The organism is Mesorhizobium sp. 131-3-5 (assembly GCF_016756575.1).
In the GTDB taxonomy this organism is placed as follows: Bacteria; Pseudomonadota; Alphaproteobacteria; order Rhizobiales; family Rhizobiaceae; genus Mesorhizobium; species Mesorhizobium jarvisii.
This window is the reverse complement of sequence record NZ_AP023255.1, coordinates 404,753-423,260: the sequence shown is the minus strand read 5'-3', so window position 1 is coordinate 423,260 and position 18,508 is coordinate 404,753. Positions and strand designations below refer to the sequence as shown.

Sequence of the window (18,508 nt, the reverse complement as noted above, 5' to 3'; positions counted from 1 at the left end):
ACGGGACATCCGATCAGTGGGCCGCACGCAAAGCCGCTACGTCGCTCTCAGGTCCGACGATCTATGCCATCAAGAACCGCCTCGATCCGCTGGAGATCCTGCTTCACGATGGTCCGTTGCAAAGGCGACAGACGCTTCTCCTTCAGCAAGGTCTTGGCGTCCTCGGCAGAGCGTGACCAGGCTGGCCGATGGCGTGCGGTGATGCAGGCATTGGGGCAGCGGGTTGGCTGGCAAAGCGTGGTCAGCGGCATCTTGCCGTCGATGTTCGTCGCCTGCTTCAGGCAGGCGGCCGTGCCGGGATCAAAGAAGCAGTCGGCCAGCACCCCGACATGCAATGTCCGCGCGAGGCTCGCTAGCATTGTGCGGAGGCGCCCACGATCAGCGATCATGGCCGGAAGCGGACCGAGTTCTGTCGATATGCCGTCGAGTGTCTTTGTGACACGCGCTGCGGCTGGCCCGGACAACGTCGCCCCGGCCTGCCGCCCATCGAAATAGGTCAAGAGATCATCGATCTGGCCGAGGCTGCGCTGGTTCTCGACTTCCGCCCGGAAGCCCGAACGGCTTGAGCCGGCATAGCCTTCGAACGCGGCGACGGAGGCATGCTTGTACTGAATCATGCCGGCGATGGTGCCGAAGGGACGGTTGGCAATGTGCCATGCGATCGTGCGCCTGAACTGCCGCGTCGTGATGCGCCAAGGCTGGCCAGCTGGCCCGTTCGGGACCGCCGGCGTGTCCGGTGTGCCGAACAGGTCGTTGAGATGGTCACGGAAATGATTGAGCTGACGGACGATCTCGGCCGAGAGGTGATCCTTGCAAACAGACCGAGCGATCAGAACGGGCCAGAGCGTCGTGAGGCCTCGGGCGGAAGCCACCCGGAACGACAGGCGTTCCAGAACCTCGACAGCTCTGGCGGCGGGCTCGATGGTGACCCACTCGGCGGGCTCACCCTGGGCGGACTTGCCCTTATAGGCGACGGATCGCACGCGATGGCGCATGATCATGCCGTCTTCGCTGCGCGTCAGGGAGAGACACCCACGCTGCATCGCCTGGACTTCGCAGTCCCGCATGCCGGTCAGATAGGCGCACAGGATATAGGCCGCCGATTGCAGCATGCGCTCTTCCGCCGCGAGGGTCTTGGCGTCGAAGCGGGGGCGCCAGGGCTTGCCGGTCTCGGGTAGAATGGAGATCGGCGTATCCATCCCGCCGGCTTCCACACCGAGTTCGCGTAGGGCGGCATCGATGAGATCGGGCGCACCGCTTGCGAGTTGAACGTGCATTCGCTTCTCGGCGCGGGCGTCGATGCCGATGTGCAGATGAAGCAAGTGGGAGTTGACGGGTGGCGACAGGTCCCCTGTCTCGGGGTGTCGGAGAAATATGCCGTTATGGGCGGTGCCCCAGATCGGCACCCCGCGACCTTCACTGCGAAGCCGCCCGAAATAGTCCTCAAGCCGGTTACGCTGCTGGCGCCGGCGGTCTTGACGTTCGAGGACGCTGTCCTGCTCGATGAGCATGGCGCAATGAGCTTCGAGACAATCCATCTCCTTGCGGGCTGCGAAGATATCGGCGGCAAACTCGGTGACATACCGGATCGACCAGGCCAGCAGCGGCGATATGATCGCCTCGGGGATGCGCGGTGTCCGGTTCTCGCGAACCTGACGATAGCCCGCGACGCGCGCAGGCGGTCTTCCGGCCCACGGCTGGAATGATACCCCTCCGGAAGGAAGATCATCGCGATAGGCATAGAGATCGAACGGGACCTCCAGCAGGTGGGTGACAACGACCGGCCGACGAGCACGGTCGGCCTTGAGGTGGCGGGCATATCGGTCAAGAAGTGGCTGGTCGACACGGCGGAAATCGACCACACCGAGTTCATCACGCACGAACTCGAAGAAGCGTCGTGCGCGGTTGAAGACCTGTCGGACACTACCGGGAGAAAGAATCTTGCGGTGACCCGGCAGGTCGACGTTCAGCCGGGCATAGAGAAGTTCGCGCAACGCCTCGCGGACGCTCACATCCTCGACGGCCCCGAAATGCACAGTGACATGACAGCGACGGGCGCTTTCGCGAAACACGGCCGGTCCGAGATCCCAGCTCGGATCGCTGTAGCGCGAAAGTGCTTCCCGCGCGAAGCCCGGCTTTAACGGGGCGGACGCAAGAACTGGGCGCAGATCGAGTTGCCGGGAGGTGGAAGCTGCTGGCGACAATCCCCTCATTGCCGGGCCTCCGGCGGCAGATAAAGGGTATGCACTCCCGCCTCACGGCGGGCTGCGGCAACCATACTCTCGGGAAATGAGGGCAGAACCTGCCCGGCGATGCGAGCATGGGCGCGGCCAAACTTCATCGCCCAGTCTGAGGCGGAGAGACTGGCCCGTTGCTCCTCGATAAACTGCTGGAACGCGATGATCGCCGGCAGTTTGCGCGCGGTGATGACCGCATTGCGGCATTCGAGACAGCCCCAGAATGGTTGCGGGCAAGGCGCTCCGGGCTCTGCGAAGGGGCTGCGATCAAAACCAGAGCATGCCGCCAGCCAAACGTCCTGTTCACCACGCAGGAGACCATCGCGGTCCTCGCGGCCTTCGGGCGGGGGATCGCTTTGCCGCCAGGAATCTTCATCTGCAGGCGCCAGGACGATCGGACCGGCGGCGGCCGCGACTTCGGAAAGTGCCTCGGCAATGGTGGCTTCGTGCAGCAGTCGCAGCGAGGGGATATCCGCGTAGTGGCGTGCGGCAATCTCGGGCGTATGCCCGACCGCAAAGCGGGCCATATGACCCTCGGTCTTCAGATACCAAAGCGCCTTGTGGGTCTTGCGCAAGCGGGAAAGAACGAGGCGGAGCGGCTCACCATCATCATCGACGAGATGATGCCCCTTTATCCATCTGGCTACGAGCTCCTGCTGATGCTCCAGACCTGCACGAAGCTGCTTCCGCCCCGTGTAATAATAGAGCCAAAGGATCTTGCTTGGGACGAACTGCCGTGTGAATGCCGTTACCTCGATCAGCTTGCGGATCAGACCGCCCGGTGTTCCGATCCCGCCGTCACGGACGCGAATATGCTTGTGCTCAGCGCCGCGGGCACGCCGCTTGACATAGGCGATCTCGATCGTGCCGGGTCCGGGATTCTGAAGGCAGTCGATTGTCAACGCCTTGCAGCATTCGAGCTCCAGGCCGGTCTCCAGAGACAGGAAGGTCAGAAGTGGTGGAATATCCATTGCACGTAGATGGAACCGTGCGTGTAGATCTTCAGCCAGGGTTGAAACGGGCAGATTGCGCCGCAGCCTCATGAAATAGAGGCTCTTGAAGGCGTGGTCCCCACTGCTGAGTCTGCCCGAGACAACGATCCGGGCATTGGCTTCGTCGGTCACTCTGCGGAGATTGGCATCGCCATCGTCACTCCCGAGCGGCTTCCCGATCCGCCGGAATATACTGGCGATATCTCCGCGGGCAGCGTCCCGAAGCTGCCGTGCGACAAACGAGCTATACGCGTCACGCGCTCGGGATCGGCCGACGGATTGTCTGCTGGTGTAGCTGAGGCGTCGACGGACGCCCTCATGCAGAAGGCCAGGCTGGTTGGCGTCGATCGAGCGCAATGCGAGGATGGCTTTGGCGAGAACAGTGTGCCGGTGGATCGGGGTCATCCCGCGGGCTTCGAGGAAATCCTCATACCCATCGATATCGTTAGTGCGCAGGTCGGCGGGCGTCTTTGCCGTGGAGTGCTCGCGCAGATATGCGAAAAACCGGAGGTAAGCCTGAAAGTGCTGTTTAATGGTGCTCCGCGCACCTAGCGGAGCACCAAGCTCGGACTGCCGGCGCAGAGCCCCTGCAAAAGCAATGGCGAAGGGTCGCGGATGCACGCCGGTGAGGTCAACCTCAAACGTCCCGCCGTAGCGCGCCTCGATGTTGAAGCGCAGACCGAGGACCGGATCGCGGGCGTGAGCGGCAACAATGGCATCGGCTGGTGCAAAACGGACTGGAGCTCCCTTGCGCGGCCGCTCCGTCACAATGAAGTCTCCGATGGAAGCAGTGCGAGCAGTTCCTCGACCGCCGCATCGACGGTATCAGCGCGTGTCGCGATGTGGTCGAGGTAGATGTAGGTCGTTGCTAGACTGGCATGACCAAGGAGCCGTTGGACTTGCTGAAGAGGATCGCCGAGGACTTGTCGGTATCCCTCCATCGGCCCGGCAGGCAACGCCGCGTCACGGAGGCGATGCTGAATGAGCATCGCCAGCATATGAACGGCAAAGGAATGGCGGAGCTGATGCGGACTGATGTTGACGTCGAAGCCGAAGGATTTGCATCGCTCGGAAGCACGGGCGAAGATGACTTCCCAGGAGTTCGGCTGTATCGGCAAGCCGACCTCCGAGAGCCATAATACCGCCGGTTCGCTCGGTGTGCCGTCGTCGTTGCAGACAATGATCCGGCCGCGTTCGTCGGGGCTGAGTAGGTCAAGCGCGATGTCGCCGCCATCACGCAGTCGTAGCCGGGAATTGCGCGGCTCCCGGTGTACGAGGATCGGGCGGTCGAACGATTGCCACCCCGAACGGCGCTGAAACTTTGCAATCGCATGGGAACGCTCGACGGCGATATAAGCGCGCACCTGCTCGAGCAGTCGAGCGGGAACAAGTATCTGGCGACCGCGATCGCCCTTGGTCAAAGCATCGGGCAGTTCGAGCCAGACCTGACGGCCTGGTGGCTGACCAACGACAGCAAGATCGGATGCGAAGAGAAATGAAGCTTCCTCCAGCCGGAGGCCCGTCGTAACCAAGAGATCTGAAAACAGCGCATTGCGAATGCCGTTGCGATCTCGGGCGCCGGGGCGCATTCCGCCATCAGGCAGTAGCCCTCTCAGGCCAACATCTCGAAATCTCCGGTAGTCGTCGAGTGTGACGAAGCTGACATCCGAGCGGCGTGCGACAGGTTCATAAGCATCGTTGCGAGCCGCAATCCGCGCTCGCCGGCCAGCGTGGCCTTGCCTCCACACCGATCGATGCGTGAACGGCGCTTCCGCGATGAGACCCTCCTGGGCGCCCCACCGATACACACGGTCGAGGCAGGCGACGGCACGATTCCAGGAAGCAGCAGAGATGCGTTGTCCGACCTCCGCACGGCGCCGAACCCGGTGATAGGCAAGGACGTCTTGCCGACCAGCCTGCCATACCGTCTTGGCGCAGGCTTCCGAAAGAAAGCGGACCCAGACGAGGACATCATAGCCGTAGGCACGAAGGGAATGGTGCGAGCGAACACCGTTGAGAGGCAGGTCGCGGAAGAAACGATCCAGATCAGGATCGTAGAGCGCCCCGTCCCGGAGGATCATTGGGACATGGGCGTCAAGGCCCTCCGCTGATCTGCGCTCCTGAATGGTGATGCTTGAAGCTGGAGTTATGCTGTCCACAAGTTGTTCAACCTTCCCCCGGACCCCCATCCGGGGAGCCAGCATCAACGAAGGAGTTCAACTTGCCCGGCGCTATCCAGGCCGGCCTCCGCCAGCTATGTGGGAGCGCTGCGGCCGGCCTGGACAACGCCTCCGTCAGTCCTGTTGCATCGACGCCATCAAGACACTTGGAGTCGGTGCAGACTGTCAAGATAAGGCGACCAATTCCTCGCGCGCATAGGTCTTGGAACCGAAGGCGCCGGAGAGGTCGCGCGCCAGCCGTGCCGGGTGGCCGGTCCAGTGGCCAAGTTCGTGGAAGCAGGTGCGGTAATAGTCGATCTGCTGAAAGAATGCCGGCTGCGGCGGCACCTGAATGGAGTCACTGCCCGGCATGTAGAAAGCGCGATCGCCGCCGATGCGGAAATCCGCGCCGCTTCCTCGAATAAGCGCCTCGGCCTGCGGGATGATCTCGCGTTCGGGCAGCGGTTCGGCGTTGCCATAAAGGTGCTCGGGCAGGCCGTCGCACTGCGCGACGTTGAAGACGGTGAAGCGCTTCAAGTACGGCACCGCCTGCGGCTCGTCGCCGTCTGTCTTGGCGCGCTCCTGCTCGCCCTTTGGGACAAAGCGGTCGGCATGCACGATTGTTGTGCCGCGCTCGCCCTTCCTGACATTGGCGCCAAGGGCAAGCGCCTGCCGGAAGGTCAGCCAGTTCTGGCCGGGATAGCTGCGCTCGATGACGGCGCCCCACAGGATGAGGATGTTGATGCCGGAATAGCGGCGCCCGGTGGCCGCGTTGCTGGGCAGGCCGAGGTCGGCCTTTGCGCTGCCCCATGGCTTGACCCATGGCACGGTGCCGCGCTCCAGTTCGGCAATGATGCGGTCCGTGATCTCCTGATAAAGGCTGGCGCCCGGGCGCCCGCCCCTGCCCGCGCCAGCCTCTCGGCTGTCGGAACGCTGGTGTTTTGCACGCATCGTCTGGTCCTCCGCTCTTCAATCCCGCGCCTTTCCCCGCAAGTGGGGTGGGCGGCGAGACGCGACCGGAAAGGCCCGCCGTCGGAGGCGGACCGCATCCGAAGGACCGGAACGAAGAGGAGGACCCGAAGCGCAAGCGAAGGGTTGCGGGACGCCGCGGCGGGCCTAGAAGGGAGTGCCGCCCACCCCGCGCCGCCGGGAAAGGCCAACAGACAAACCGCGCCGGCCGGCAGGGCGGCGACCGTCAGCAGCCGACAGGCTGCCCGCGCCAGGGGGCGAAGCCGGATGGCCGAGACCGCCTGAGCCTGGCGAAGAAAAAGCGGGCTCGGTTCACGAGCACCCGGCACGCGCCGTCAGGCGCGCGGGCGCATCAGATTTCTGCGCCGTGCGGACATCGGTTTGGCGTTCCGGTCGCACTCGTTCAATCAGAACGAGGTCTTGATGCCGACCATCACTGTCGCCGCGGCAAAATCGCCGCCGATCCAGTCGTCTTCGCCGCCAGTCTCTGCGCCGGTCGCAATGTCATAGGTGTTGTAGTCGCCGCGAGCGGTGAACACCTTTACGTAGGAACCGGAGACGAAGAAGCTGGTCCGCTCGTTGTACTGGTAGCCGACGCTGCCGCCGACCATCAGAACCGGCGCCGATTCGAAATCATCCTCGAAACGCAGGTCACGCATCCAGTGATGATCGGTAGCGCCGGCCGAGAAGGTCGTGCCGCCCTTCAGCGCAAAGCCGAAGTTCCAGCGATCCTGGACATAGGTCGCATCGATGCCGGCGAAGGCGACCGGCAATTTCTGCTGGTAGCTGATGGCCTTTGCGTCTCCTGGGAAGTCGCCAACCGAATCCCGGAAGCCGGCAACGCTGTAGACATAGGAGCCGCCATAGGCAGTCCACTTGACCGAGGTGTACTTGAAACCACCGTTGACGTTGATCAGCAGCTGGTCGCTGAACTGGAAATCGTGGCCGAGCGCGACGGTTGCCGAATAGAAGTAATCAAGATCGGTGTCGCAATGGCGCGAACGGTTGCTCCAGTCGTTCCAGCCATCATTGGTCGAGAATGACGGGTTCCAGTCATAGTCTTCCATGTAGCTGTCGCCGCTGAAGGCGATCTGGCTGGAAAGCTTGGCGGTCCAGCCGGCCTCGCTGCGCGCCGTCATCTCGGCTGAAATGACCGCAGAGGTGCTTTCCCAGATAAGGTGGCTCAGCTTCGAGCCGCTGCCGGGAGCCTGATAGACCAGCTCGTTGGCCTGGATGTCGATGACGCCGACGCCGCCAACGAAAGAGAAATTGGGATTGTAGGGCGCCGGTTCGCTCGCCACCGCGTCGCTGGCCATCGCCGGCCAGGCAGCGAGCAACGCTGCCGCTCCACCAAAGACTTTCGCGTACAACTTCATAGGACTACCCTCATGGGAATCATCCGCCATTCGGCTATACGCAGCGTGCCGGGTGCACGTCACGTGCGGTCGTCTATGCAGCGCCCCTGTAGGTTGGCAAAATTGCCGCCCTCGGCTCTGTTCCTCAACACTCAAGGAAACGCCGTTAGCGTGACCCGATTAACGGCGGTTTTTGCCGATGCGTTCCGGGCGGCCGGCGTGACGGGAACCCTGCATTATCCGAGGCACACATTTACGATCACGATGCTGGTTCGATTGCAGCGGCAGGCAGCGACCACGCCGGACCTCAATCCGCTGAGATCGTGCAGGTTGCTTTGAGCAGCCCATAGCAAACTCTCTAGTCTAGATAATCCGAAAGAGCCGAGGGCCGAGTTCCTCGAACCCGTTGCGCAGGTAGAAATCGAGCGTGCGCTTCCATTTTGGTTGCCTGGGCGCTGCAAGCTCAAGTCGCTTCCAACCACGCGCATGGCCTTCCCGCGAGGCGACCTCAAGCAGTTGAGGGGCAATCCCTTTGGAGCGCTTTTCGGGTCGAACATACAGCTCCGAAATATAGCCGAACTTACCTCCTGCATAAATCGCCGTGCATTCATTCAGCACCATGATGCCGACCGGCTCGTCATCTGCACTTGCGATCACTGCGACCACGCCAGCGTCGGCAAGCATTATCTCCGCGCTTTGTCTCACGTCGTCGGGCGCGGGCGCTTTCCCGCCAGTGAGTTCATCGAGTAGCGCGTGAATAAAACGGACGACCGTCCCTGCGTCCGTTGCGTTGGCGCGGCGCGTAGATATGGAAGGCATATTTTCTCCTGCTAGTGGTCGAAATCCCGATGCATGCTGTCATCAGCGCAGATCCGACTCACTCTTTTAAGTAACTCGGACGAGTGAACAGCATTTTTCATCAAAAATATGATAAAAAATTGCAAAATAAATATTACAAGCAACAGGATACCGATGACTTGAGGTGAATTGCGCGGATAGGGGGCCTGCAAATCAACCTGGTTACTTCGTGACCGCACGGTGAAGCCGCCTTGCCGAGGTAAGATGAAGCTGCAAGTCTAAAAGGGCCTGAGACAAACGATACAGCCTGAGATGCCCGTGCGGCCAGTACGCTAGGACAATGCAGTCGAGCAAAGAGGACATCCGTGACGGGCGGCGAGAGCGCTCGACGGTCGCCACACTCATTCGGCGCCAGCCGGAACAGCCGAGCCGACCGGTGCGCAGAGGCTGGTCGCCGCGCCGATCAAGTCGGACACGTCAGCCTCGGTCGTCGCGAAAGAGGTGACGAACCTCACGATCCCGGTCTGCCAGCGATCATGGTAGAAGCGGAATCCCATGTCGAGCAGCCCCCGGATCAGGGACATGGGAAGTCTGCAGAACAGGATGTTGGCCTCGGGACGCTGCTGGATTTTCACGTCTGGCACCAGGGCCAACCCCCGCGCGAGCGCCGATGCCATCGAATTGGCATGGGTCGCGTTGCGAAGCCAGACACCGTCCCTCAGATAACCGTCCATTTGCGCCGCCATGAAGCGCATCTTGGAACTCAACTGGCCGGCCCGCTTGCGGCGAAAGGCGATCGTGCTCGCGAGATCTCCGCGGAACGAGACGACCGCATCGACCCCAAACGTTCCGTTCTTGGTGGCGCCAAATGACACTAGGTCGACGCCGGCCTTCCACGTCATCTCGGCTGGCGAGCAGCGCAGAGTGACGAGGGCGTTGGCGAAGCGAGCACCGTCCATGTGGAGCGCCAGGTTCGCTGACCGGCAGATATGTCCGATCGCCTTGATCTCGTCGAGCGCGTAGACCGATCCCATCTCGGTCGCCTGCGTGATGCTGACGCTGGAGGGCTGGACCGAGTGGATATCGCCCACCATGCGCGTTGCATTGGCCGCCAAGGCGTCGATGTCGATTTTGCCAGCCTCGCCTGGAAGCTGCACCAACTTCGCACCGGCGGTGTAGAACTCCGGCGCGCCGCACTCGTCGCGGTTGATGTGCGCGTCGGCGTGCGAGAGGATGCTGCCCCATGGCGGCGTAATCGCCGCGAGCGCCAGCGCGTTCGCCGCCGACCCCGTCGAAACGAGGAACACGTCGACCGCATGCTCGAACAGCTCGGCGAGCTGGCGCTCGACGGTATGCGTCAGCTCATCCTTGCCGTAGGGAAGCGCCTGACCCGGCGCGCATGCCGTGATGGCTGCGATCACCTCGGGGGAGACGCCGGCGATGTTGTCGCTGGTAAAGCCGCGGGGGCGGGTCTGCTTGCTTTCGTTCATGGTCTGACGCTCTTTTCATCCATTGAGCGTCCAAGCTAGACGGTTCGCCGCGCGCTTTATTGAACGATATTCAAACCGAGAGGTAACGCGCCGGCGTCACCCCCAACACCGCCTTGAAGTGCCGGGTCAGGTGGCTCTGGTCCGCGAAGCCGACCGCGACGGCGACCTCGGCGACCTGCTGACCTCGCCTCAGCAGCCGTCGCGCCTCGTCGATGCGGACCTGGATCAGGTAGCGGGTGGGGGGTAACCCGAAATGCGTCTTGAAGCCATCGATCAACGTCGCCTTGGAGCATCCGGCGAGGGCGGCCAGGGCGGGGACCTGCAGAACTTCGTCAAAGTGGGCATGGATGAAGTCACATACGTCGCGGAACCTCGGCGGCACGAATTTTCGCTCAGCAACGCGCGACGTGCCGGCCTGTGCGAAGACGTGGGGCAGGAAACGGAACAGATACTCCTCGATCTCCAGTGCCGAGCTGTGCCCATGTTCAAGCAGACGCCAAAACGCGCTGAGGCCGTGCGCAACTGGGGCATTCTCCTGGAACGGGCTTTTGAAGTCGATCGTTCCGGGTTCGTTTTGGCCGCTGTCCTCAAGGACTTGCCGGATAAGGCCTTCGGGCATGTAGAAGATCTTCTGGCTCCAGCCAAGATCGTCACCAGCCCCCCCGAAATGCGGTTCGCCGGGCGCGAAGGTCGCGACGGTGCCGCTACCGGCGTGCCAAACCTCACCTCGGCACCAAACATCATGGACGCCTCGCTCGATCAGCCCGATTAGATACTCGTTGTGGACATGCTTGGAGAAATCCTGCCGGTGATAGTCCGCCGCCAGGTAATCGAGCCCGCCAAGGACATCGGAGTGCTTCATCACCGCACGATTGCGCGGCGGCCGGCCCGGGGGTTCAGAACGACTACGCGCCTTTTCGCCGCATTCGATGGCTGTATCGGCCACTTGATGATCAATCCAGGTCGGTCATCACAACGATATCGTGCACACGTCGCGAATTTCAAACCGAAGCAGGATTAATTGCCGCCCGAAGAGGGGCCTGCTGCAGGGCGGGCAGCGGATTGGCGGGATTAATCGTGTTTCAAGCTTGGGATGTGGACCCGAGCGACGCGTGGCCGTGTGGCCGATATCAAGAAGAAGACCAAGCGCTATTCCCTCCGATCTGACGCATGAGGAATGGTCGCGGATACAACCGTTCCTGCCGGGCGCGGCCAAGACCGGGCGGCGCGTGGTGACGGACCTGCGCGAGGTCTTGAACGCGATCCGCTACATGGCCCGATCAGATGGCGGCTGGCATGCTGCCAAAGGATTTCCCGCCCATATCGGTCGCGGTCGAGACGCCTTACGGACATGCCCACGGACTGCGCCAACTGGCTGGAACGTTCGCCGGCCTGACGGCGAAGCAGCAGGCGCCGATCAAGGCGCTGAACGCAGAATACGCCACAACTCGAAGCCGAGGACGAGCGTGCCAACGAACTGGCGGCCGATGTTGACGAACGGCTCCCAGGGGCGGCTACGGCTGCACTCATTGTCGGATCTTCGACGAAGTCGGACATCAGACACAGCGCTTTCACACTGATCGCACTGTTTTCGCAATGATTTTCTCATTTGGCACGACAGATGCGGGGGCTCTCCCGCATGAGCGCTCCGTCAATCTCGATTGATGCGAGCAGGATTCAATCAAGGCGCAGTGCGTCGCTTCTGAAGATCAAGGAGAGAAAAGTATGGCGAGAGCGCGAATTGGCGTGGCGCGGGCAATGACAGCGGCTGTCGTCCTCATCGTTGCGGGACAGGCCGGCGCGGCAGATGTTGGGCAAGCCCCGAGCGTCCCGCAGGCAGAAGCCTGCGTCGCGGAAGCGCCAAGCCCCTGGCAGATCCGTCTGCGTGCGTTGGGGGTGATCACCGAGGATTCGGGCTATGTCAATGCGGTGCCCGGCTCCGGTCTTTCGTATTCGGACACCGTGACGCCGGAACTCGATATCTCATATTTCTTCACGGACAACATCGCCGCCGAACTCATACTCGGCACCACCTATGCCAACATCGATGGCCAAGGTGCGATCGGCGGGCTGGGCGAGGTCGGCAAGGTTTGGCTGCTGCCGCCCACGCTCACATTGCAGTATCATTTTACCGATTTCGGCGCCTTCGAGCCCTATATCGGCGCCGGCGTGAACTATACGATCTTCTATCATCAGCAAGTCGGCAGCGCCGATGATCTCAAGGTCAAGAACACATTCGGCGCCGCGCTGCAGGTCGGATTCGACTACATGGTGGACCAGCACTGGGGCGTCAACTTCGACGTGAAGAAGCTTTTCCTCAAGCCCGACTTCGACGTCACTGTCGCCGGCGCCAAGCTCACGGGCAAGGCCAAGCTCGATCCCTGGGTGATAGGCGCAGGTCTGACCTACCGCTTCTGAGGACGAAGCACGGGGCACTTTTCGAAGTCCGCGCGCGGAATCTTCCGTGCCGAGAAGTGGACCCGCGATGGTTCTTAAAGGAGTTGTTGGCATGCGCGTAGAAAACGATCATTGCGACGTGATCGGTGTGCCGGCCGCTCCCACGCAACTTGATCGTCTTTCTTCTGCGATTCTGCGGCAGGCGGGGATGGCGCGAGTGTCGCTGCCAGGCGATGTGGCGACCTGGGCGGCAGCCCGTCACCAGACGCTCAGGCAGATGCTTTCCGACCAGCGTTTCAACAAGGACTGGCGACAGTGGCGGGCGCTGCAGGACGGCGAGATTCCCGAGGATCATCCGCTGATCGGGATATGCAAAGTGGACAACATGACCACGGCGCACGGCGCCGATCACCGGCGCTTGCGCGGCCTGCTGTCCAGCAGCTTCGCGCCCAGTCGTATCGCCTTGCTGGCGCCACGGGTCGAACAATGCGTCGATCGACTCCTGGCCGAGATGGCGCAGCGCGGCGGCAGTGCCGATCTGATGAGCGAGTTCGCCGCTCCGCTGCCCACCAACGTGATCGCCGAACTGTTCGGTTTGCCGGACGAACAGCGCGAAGAGATCGTCGCGCTCACCTACAGCCTGGCCAACACCTCCGCCACAGGCGAAGAGGTGCGACAGACGCGGCAGCGCATCCCGGAGTTCTTCCGTCGCCTGATCGCGCTCAAGCGGGGCCAGCTCGGCGATGATCTGGCTTCGGCCCTGATCGTCGCGCGTGACAAAGGCGAGCTCGTTTCCGACACCGAGCTCATCGACATGCTGTTCATGGTGCTGTCTGCGGGCTTCGTGACCACCGCCGGCGTCATCGGCAACGGCGTGCTGGCATTGCTGACGCATCCGCAGCAACTGCACTTGGTGCGCAGCGGCCAAGTTCCGTGGTCACAGGCGATCGAGGAGATCCTGCGCTGGGGCAGCTCAGCGGCCAATCTGCCGTTCCGCTATGCCACCCAGGACGTGGAGATCGACGGATGCCTGGTCCGCCGCGGCGATGCCGTCCTGATGGCGTTCCATGCGGCGAACCGGGACGAAAAGGCCTTCGGCCCCGGCGCCAACAGGTTCGATGTCACCCGGCGGCACAACCCGCATTTGTCATTCGGCGAGGGGCCGCATGCCTGCCTGGGCGCTGCGCTGGCGCGCCTGGAATTGCGCTGCGCCTTCCCCGCGCTGTTCGGGCGGCTGGAGGATCTGGCGCTGACCATCGCTGCGGAGGACGTCGTCTACATGCCGTCTTACGTCATTCGCTGCCCGCAGCGCCTGCCGGTCAGCTTCCGCCCTTCCGTCGCTTAGAGAGTGCGGCATTCACCCCGGATTCGGTGATTCTCGGTTCGCCGGGGTGGCTGGTCTCGCACGAGGGGGGCGAGCATGCCCGGTTACGCACGATCGTGGCGCCGGCCTTCAGCAATCGCAGGGTGAAGCTGCTCGCGCAGCAGGTCGAGGCGATCGCCGCGCAGTTGTTCGAGACGCTGGCGGCCCAGCCCCAGTCCGCCGACCTGAGGCGCCACCTCTCCTTTCCGCTTCCGGACATGGCTATCAGCGTGCTGATGGGCGAGTGCGCAAGGACGCTGAGCGAAGCCGAGCGGAAACAAGTACCGGGATTCCCGGCTGACCGTGACGACCTGGCCCGACTTTACGCCCTTTGAGCCCGGCGACCTCGATCTGATCCGGCGTCGCCGATGGAGACAAGGATCTCTCCGAGCCTGCACTGATAAGAGGCGGCATCGTAAGCGGCTTTGGGCGAAAGAGACCGATCAGCGCAAGGGCATTATTCGCATCATCACATAAACATCTCGTTATATGTATTGACAAGGAGCGAAGCTGCTGTGATTGTGCGCATGTCGTGGTTCTCCGCGCGGCACTGCTGTAGCGGAGCTAAGAGGGAAGCCGGTGCGATGCCGGCGCTGCCCCCGCAACTGTTAGCGGCGAGCCAAGCCCATTGGTGTCACTGAGGCGAACGGCCTCGGGAAGACGGGCAGAGGCTTTGACCCGCGAGCCAGGAGACCTGCCACGACGAACAACGTCCACGGGCGGGGTGTCTCGGTGGCCGCGGTAGCCTGGCTTCGTGCCGCCTGCTCGCGCGTTCCTTGTCCCCACGCCCCAACCATCGGGGTATGGCATGACTGTCTCTCAACAAATTCCAGTGGCAACGCTCGGCGTGCCGCGTATCGGTCGACGGCGGGAACTCAAATTCGCGCTTGAAAGCTACTGGTCCGGAAAATCTCCCGCTGCCGACCTGCTCGCGACGGGGAAGGCGCTACGCGCCGCCAGCTGGAGGGAGCAGCACGATCGCGGCGTGTCGAAAATCCCGTCCAACGATTTCTCGCTTTATGACCATGTGCTCGACACCGTCGCCATGGTCGGCGCCGTGCCGGCACGATACACCTGGACTGACGGCGAGGTCCCACTCGATACCTATTTCGCAATGGCGCGCGGCAACCAAGATCAGGCCGCTGATTGCGGACATGCCGGTGACGAGCATGCGGCCAACGGGCATGGCCTTGCCGCGATGGAAATGACCAAATGGTTCGACACCAACTATCACTACATTGTGCCGGAACTTACCGACGATCAGAGCTTTGCCCTCTCGTCGGCGAAACCGGTCGATCATTTCCTCGAGGCCAAGGCGCTCGGCATCCACACGCGCCCGGTCCTGCTTGGACCGGTTACCTTTCTCAAGTTGGCGAAGTCACCTGAGGAAGGTTTCAACCCTGTCGCGCTCCTGCCACGGCTGCTGCCCGTCTACGAGGAGCTCCTGCGGAGGCTGAAGCTCGCGGGAGCCGATTGGGTGCAGATCGATGAGCCGGCGCTCGTGGTCGATCTGGTTCCCAACGAACGGGATGCGCTCCAATTCGCCTACTGCCGGCTGTCAAAAGCAGCACCGGAGTTGAAGATCATGGTCGCTACCTATTTCGGATCGCTGGGAGACAATCTCGAGACCGCAATTTCTCTGCCCGTGGCGGGACTGCACGTCGATCTCGTGCGCGCTCCAGAGCAGTTGGAGACCGTCGGCCGGCTCGCGCAGAAGGAACTTGTGCTCTCGCTCGGACTGATCGACGGCCGCAACGTCTGGCGTGCGAACTTGCCTGCCATACTTGACCGCACCAAGCCGATCGTCGCCGGCTGGCCGCTGGACCGCGTGGAGATTGCCCCGTCCTGCTCGATGCTGCATGTGCCGATCGACCTGGACATGGAGACGGCACTCGATGCGGATGTGAAGTCGTGGCTCGCCTTCGCGGCGCAAAAGACCGGCGAGCTGGTCGTGCTCGCCCGTGCCCTGGCCGAAGGCCGGGACGCGGTCGCCGCCGAACTGGAGGCGTCGGCTGAGGCTGCCGCCGTTCGCGCGACATCCGCGAAGGTGCATGATCCGCTCGTCGAAGGCCGGGTCGCCAGCATCAAGGTCGGCATGACGCGCCGGAAGAGCGCATTCGCCGTGCGCTCCAAGCTTCAGGCCGACACGTTTGGCTTGCCTTCCTTTCCCACCACGACGATCGGCTCCTTCCCGCAAACAGCCGAGGTTCGCAAGGCGCGGGCAGCCCATGCCAACGGCGAGCTGAGTTACGTCGACTATGAGGCGTTCCTGAAGAAAGAGATAGAAGCCGCCGTTCGCTGGCAAGAAGAGATCGGACTCGACGTGCTGGTCCACGGCGAATTCGAGCGCAACGATATGGTGCAGTATTTCGCCGAGCAGCTCCGCGGCTTTGCCTTCACGCAGCATGGGTGGGTGCAGAGCTATGGCTCGCGCTTTGTGCGACCCCCGATCATCATTGGCGATGTGTCGCGACAAAATCCGATGACACTACACTGGTGGCGATACGCCCAGTCGCTGACGCCAAAGCCGGTGAAGGGCATGCTTACCGGCCCGGTGACGATCCTCAACTGGTCCTTCGTCCGAGACGACCTTCCGCGCTCAGCCGTCTGCCGCCAGGTCGCGCTCGCCATTCGCGATGAAGTGAGCGACCTCGAAAAGGCCGGCGCCAGGATGATCCAGATCGACGAAGCCGCACTGCGCGAGGGCTTGCCGCTGCGCGAGGCCGAGTGGCAGGCCTATCTCGACTGGGCCGTCGAATGCTTCCGGCTGGCTTCAACGGCCGTCGGCGATGCGACCCAGATCCACACCCATATGTGCTACTCCGAGTTCGGCGACATCGTGGACGCGATTGCCGCAATGGATGCCGATGTGATCTCCATTGAAACCTCGCGCTCGCAGATGGAACTGCTCGATACGCTTCGAACCTTCAAGTATCCGAACGAGATCGGTCCTGGCGTCTATGACATTCACTCGCCGAGGGTCCCGGAAGTGGGCGAGATTTCCAACCTCATCATGCTTGCGCGCGAGCGATTGTCGGATGGCCAACTGTGGGTGAATCCCGACTGCGGTCTCAAAACGCGCAGGTGGGAGGAGGTCCGCCCTGCCCTGGTGAACATGGTGGCTGCGGCACGCGCAATTCGGCAAAAAGCGCAGACGGCGTAGGACTCGGTGCCACTCGCCGGGGTGAGCGGCAACGCCACACACCGGGCAATCTGGGGGAGTCCATCCGGCGCGCCCAAGGCAATCGCGCTGCCGGTGACGAAGCGCCTCGGCAAGCTTGGCCTGGCCGCGGCCCTTGTCATGGCGCGTCGAAGTCAGCTGTTCCAGAGGCGGCCGTTGGCGGGCGATTGAAGGAGGCTTGGGCCTCAAATGAGCCGGCCAGAAACGAGAAGGCTCTCCGCCAGCCCGTTTCGGATTATTCCGTATTGGGATAATCGAAATCACTATCGTCTCCCAACCTTGATCGCCGAAACCCCGGTCCCGACCATGGGGAGAAACATCGGCGATCACGCACCCCGGTCCCGGAGCGCGTTCCGGAAGACCGGATGCAGGGCTGGGGGAAGGTTCAAACGGCACTTCCGGAGACTGCTGAAGCGGCATCGACGCTCTGCCATCTGCACCGGGCCAATTCCCGCTCGATGGCTCCGTCTGCCTCTGGCTGCAATCACGATCACCGCGACGGCGAAGCCGAGCGGCCGCAGCTGGCTGGCGGACCCTTGTGTTTTGATGGTGGAAGATCAGGCGCCGGACCAGGAAAGCCGCCGCGGAAAGTGCGGTGTTGGCTTGCTCCTGGCGGAGCCGGCAGGGGTGTTCGGACCGCGCCCAATAGCGATGCGCAGATGGCCGAAATTCATCAGCGGCATCCTGAATATCAATCGCTGCGCAGAACGCGTGCTTCGAGCGCGGCTGCGACAAAAGCCCGTCGAGCGGTTGGTGGATGGGTCTTACCGCGTAAAACCTGCAGACAGGCGTCCATCGCTATTCTGCGTTTATCGGTCTCATGATGCAGATCCCGGAGCAAGATAGCGGCCGCGTCGTTGACGTCGAACACGATACGCTCCGAGCCGCGGCGGCTAAGCTGAACAACGACTGGTCTCTCAAATCTGGTCAACCCGGTCATCCCCCCTCCCCCACAGCCACTATGCGGCAAACAGCCCGGATCGCATTTTTTTATTCAGCCGAACGCGACCGCTGCATCTGCGCCACTGAGCCTGGCCATTGGCGAGCAAGCGATCGCCATGAGCTGCGTCTGGCCATGGTCAGCTTGCTTGGGATCTGCGGTTTTGCAGTCGGTGGTGAGGAACTGCTTCTCATTCGCGTGGTCTAGCTGTGAAACCTGGACATAGTGCACTGTTTGACGCGCCTCGCCAGTCTCAAACTCGTCGTCGAAGTCTACACCTGCACTTTTCCACTGCCCGATCTGCAGGCGGCGATCCACTGCATGGCGGAGGTTGGATCTTCCAATATGGCGACGCGCTTCGCAAAGCCGAAAAACGCAATGCGCGCCGTGCTTACCGGCTTGCGCCCATCGTATGCATCGTAGCATGCCCTCAGGGCGGCTTCGTGGATCAGGTCTCTGCGATCTTCCGGCCATTCATTGAGAAAATCGATTGCATCCGCAAGGCCGGCAATCTCCTGGATGATGTGGGTTGCGCGCTTCACAAAAAGCGGGCTGCTGAAAGCCTCAGCGTTCATTGGTTTCTCCCAACTTTCTAAATAGCCAATCTGCGGTGAAGAGGCGCCGCAT

General features: G+C 62.4%; 13 protein-coding genes, 2 pseudogenes and 1 riboswitch. Of the genes and pseudogenes, 5 read left to right on the top strand and 10 right to left on the bottom strand.

Features of this window, described 5'->3' with window-relative positions; translation table 11 throughout:
• Positions 1-47: 47 nt before the first annotated feature.
• The 8 genes and pseudogenes from JG747_RS34510 to JG747_RS34475 form a co-directional block, all read right to left on the bottom strand.
• Entirely contained in the window at positions 48-2,213 is a 2,166-nt protein-coding gene (locus JG747_RS34510; protein ID WP_199201263.1) for an integrase, read from the bottom strand.
• Positions 2,210-3,997, bottom strand: a complete 1,788-nt coding sequence (locus JG747_RS34505) for a hypothetical protein (RefSeq protein WP_199201262.1) — start codon at positions 3,995-3,997, stop codon at positions 2,210-2,212. The genes JG747_RS34510 and JG747_RS34505 overlap by 4 nt, the downstream gene beginning before the upstream one ends.
• Positions 3,994-5,418 carry a tyrosine-type recombinase/integrase gene (locus JG747_RS34500; RefSeq protein WP_199201261.1) on the bottom strand — a complete coding sequence of 475 codons (1,425 nt, stop codon included), beginning with the start codon at positions 5,416-5,418 and terminating at the stop codon, positions 3,994-3,996. Before JG747_RS34500 ends, JG747_RS34505 begins: the two co-directional genes overlap by 4 nt.
• Positions 5,419-5,583: 165 nt before the next feature.
• Positions 5,584-6,339: pseudogene (locus JG747_RS34495) on the bottom strand (ArdC family protein); the annotation flags it as partial.
• Positions 6,340-6,764: 425 nt separating this feature from the next.
• Positions 6,765-7,733, bottom strand: a complete 969-nt coding sequence (locus JG747_RS34490; RefSeq protein WP_199201259.1) for an omptin family outer membrane protease — start codon at positions 7,731-7,733, stop codon at positions 6,765-6,767.
• A gap of 342 nt (positions 7,734-8,075) precedes the next feature.
• Complete coding sequence (locus JG747_RS34485; RefSeq protein WP_199201258.1) at positions 8,076-8,531, bottom strand: GNAT family N-acetyltransferase; 456 nt, start codon at positions 8,529-8,531, stop codon at positions 8,076-8,078.
• 380 nt (positions 8,532-8,911) lie between these two features.
• Positions 8,912-10,000 (bottom strand): threonine aldolase family protein, encoded by a 1,089-nt coding sequence (locus JG747_RS34480; protein WP_199201257.1) that lies wholly within the window; start codon positions 9,998-10,000, stop codon positions 8,912-8,914.
• Positions 10,001-10,070: 70 nt separating this feature from the next.
• On the bottom strand, positions 10,071-10,946 hold the full coding sequence (locus JG747_RS34475) for an AraC family transcriptional regulator (protein ID WP_199201256.1): 876 nt from the start codon (positions 10,944-10,946) through the stop codon (positions 10,071-10,073).
• A 37-nt stretch (positions 10,947-10,983) separates the two neighbouring features.
• On the opposite strand from JG747_RS34475, the gene JG747_RS34470 reads away from it, so the two are divergent.
• From JG747_RS34470 to metE, 5 genes and pseudogenes are all read left to right on the top strand, one after another.
• Entirely contained in the window at positions 10,984-11,580 is a 597-nt protein-coding gene (locus tag JG747_RS34470) for a transposase (RefSeq protein ID WP_342216816.1), read from the top strand.
• 178 nt (positions 11,581-11,758) lie between these two features.
• The gene (locus JG747_RS34465) at positions 11,759-12,418 is read left to right on the top strand and encodes an OmpW/AlkL family protein (protein WP_446720630.1); all 660 of its coding nucleotides are present in this window, start codon (positions 11,759-11,761) and stop codon (positions 12,416-12,418) included.
• 91 nt (positions 12,419-12,509) lie between these two features.
• Positions 12,510-13,742, top strand: a complete 1,233-nt coding sequence (locus JG747_RS34460; protein ID WP_199201253.1) for a cytochrome P450 family protein — start codon at positions 12,510-12,512, stop codon at positions 13,740-13,742.
• Positions 13,709-14,002, top strand: a pseudogene (locus JG747_RS34455) (cytochrome P450); the annotation flags it as partial. The gene JG747_RS34460 and the pseudogene JG747_RS34455, both read left to right, overlap by 34 nt.
• A gap of 274 nt (positions 14,003-14,276) precedes the next feature.
• Positions 14,277-14,476: riboswitch (cobalamin riboswitch) on the top strand.
• A gap of 116 nt (positions 14,477-14,592) precedes the next feature.
• The gene (gene metE / locus JG747_RS34450) at positions 14,593-16,923 is read left to right on the top strand and encodes a 5-methyltetrahydropteroyltriglutamate--homocysteine S-methyltransferase (protein WP_199201584.1); all 2,331 of its coding nucleotides are present in this window, start codon (positions 14,593-14,595) and stop codon (positions 16,921-16,923) included.
• A 709-nt stretch (positions 16,924-17,632) separates the two neighbouring features.
• Here metE and JG747_RS34445 read toward each other — a convergent pair.
• Together JG747_RS34445 and JG747_RS34440 are read right to left on the bottom strand one after the other, a co-directional pair.
• Positions 17,633-17,881, bottom strand: a complete 249-nt coding sequence (locus JG747_RS34445) for a DUF982 domain-containing protein (protein ID WP_199201251.1) — start codon at positions 17,879-17,881, stop codon at positions 17,633-17,635.
• Between the two features lie 272 nt (positions 17,882-18,153).
• Entirely contained in the window at positions 18,154-18,456 is a 303-nt protein-coding gene (locus JG747_RS34440) for a DUF982 domain-containing protein (RefSeq protein ID WP_199201250.1), read from the bottom strand.
• Between the last annotated feature and the right edge of the window lie 52 nt (positions 18,457-18,508).

Bases quoted from the DNA above. Each gene is read 5' to 3' on its own strand.
- JG747_RS34510 (WP_199201263.1), bottom strand. From the start codon at position 2,213: ATGAGGGGATTGTCGCCAGCAGCTTCCACCTCCCGGCAACTCGATCTG.
- JG747_RS34500 (WP_199201261.1), bottom strand. From the start codon at position 5,418: ATGGGGGTCCGGGGGAAGGTTGAACAACTTGTGGACAGCATAACTCCA.
- JG747_RS34490 (WP_199201259.1), bottom strand. From the start codon at position 7,733: ATGAAGTTGTACGCGAAAGTCTTTGGTGGAGCGGCAGCGTTGCTCGCT.
- JG747_RS34485 (WP_199201258.1), bottom strand. From the start codon at position 8,531: ATGCCTTCCATATCTACGCGCCGCGCCAACGCAACGGACGCAGGGACG.
- JG747_RS34480 (WP_199201257.1), bottom strand. From the start codon at position 10,000: ATGAACGAAAGCAAGCAGACCCGCCCCCGCGGCTTTACCAGCGACAAC.
- JG747_RS34465 (WP_446720630.1), top strand. From the start codon at position 11,759: ATGACAGCGGCTGTCGTCCTCATCGTTGCGGGACAGGCCGGCGCGGCA.
- JG747_RS34460 (WP_199201253.1), top strand. From the start codon at position 12,510: ATGCGCGTAGAAAACGATCATTGCGACGTGATCGGTGTGCCGGCCGCT.
- JG747_RS34445 (WP_199201251.1), bottom strand. From the start codon at position 17,881: ATGACCGGGTTGACCAGATTTGAGAGACCAGTCGTTGTTCAGCTTAGC.
- JG747_RS34440 (WP_199201250.1), bottom strand. From the start codon at position 18,456: ATGAACGCTGAGGCTTTCAGCAGCCCGCTTTTTGTGAAGCGCGCAACC.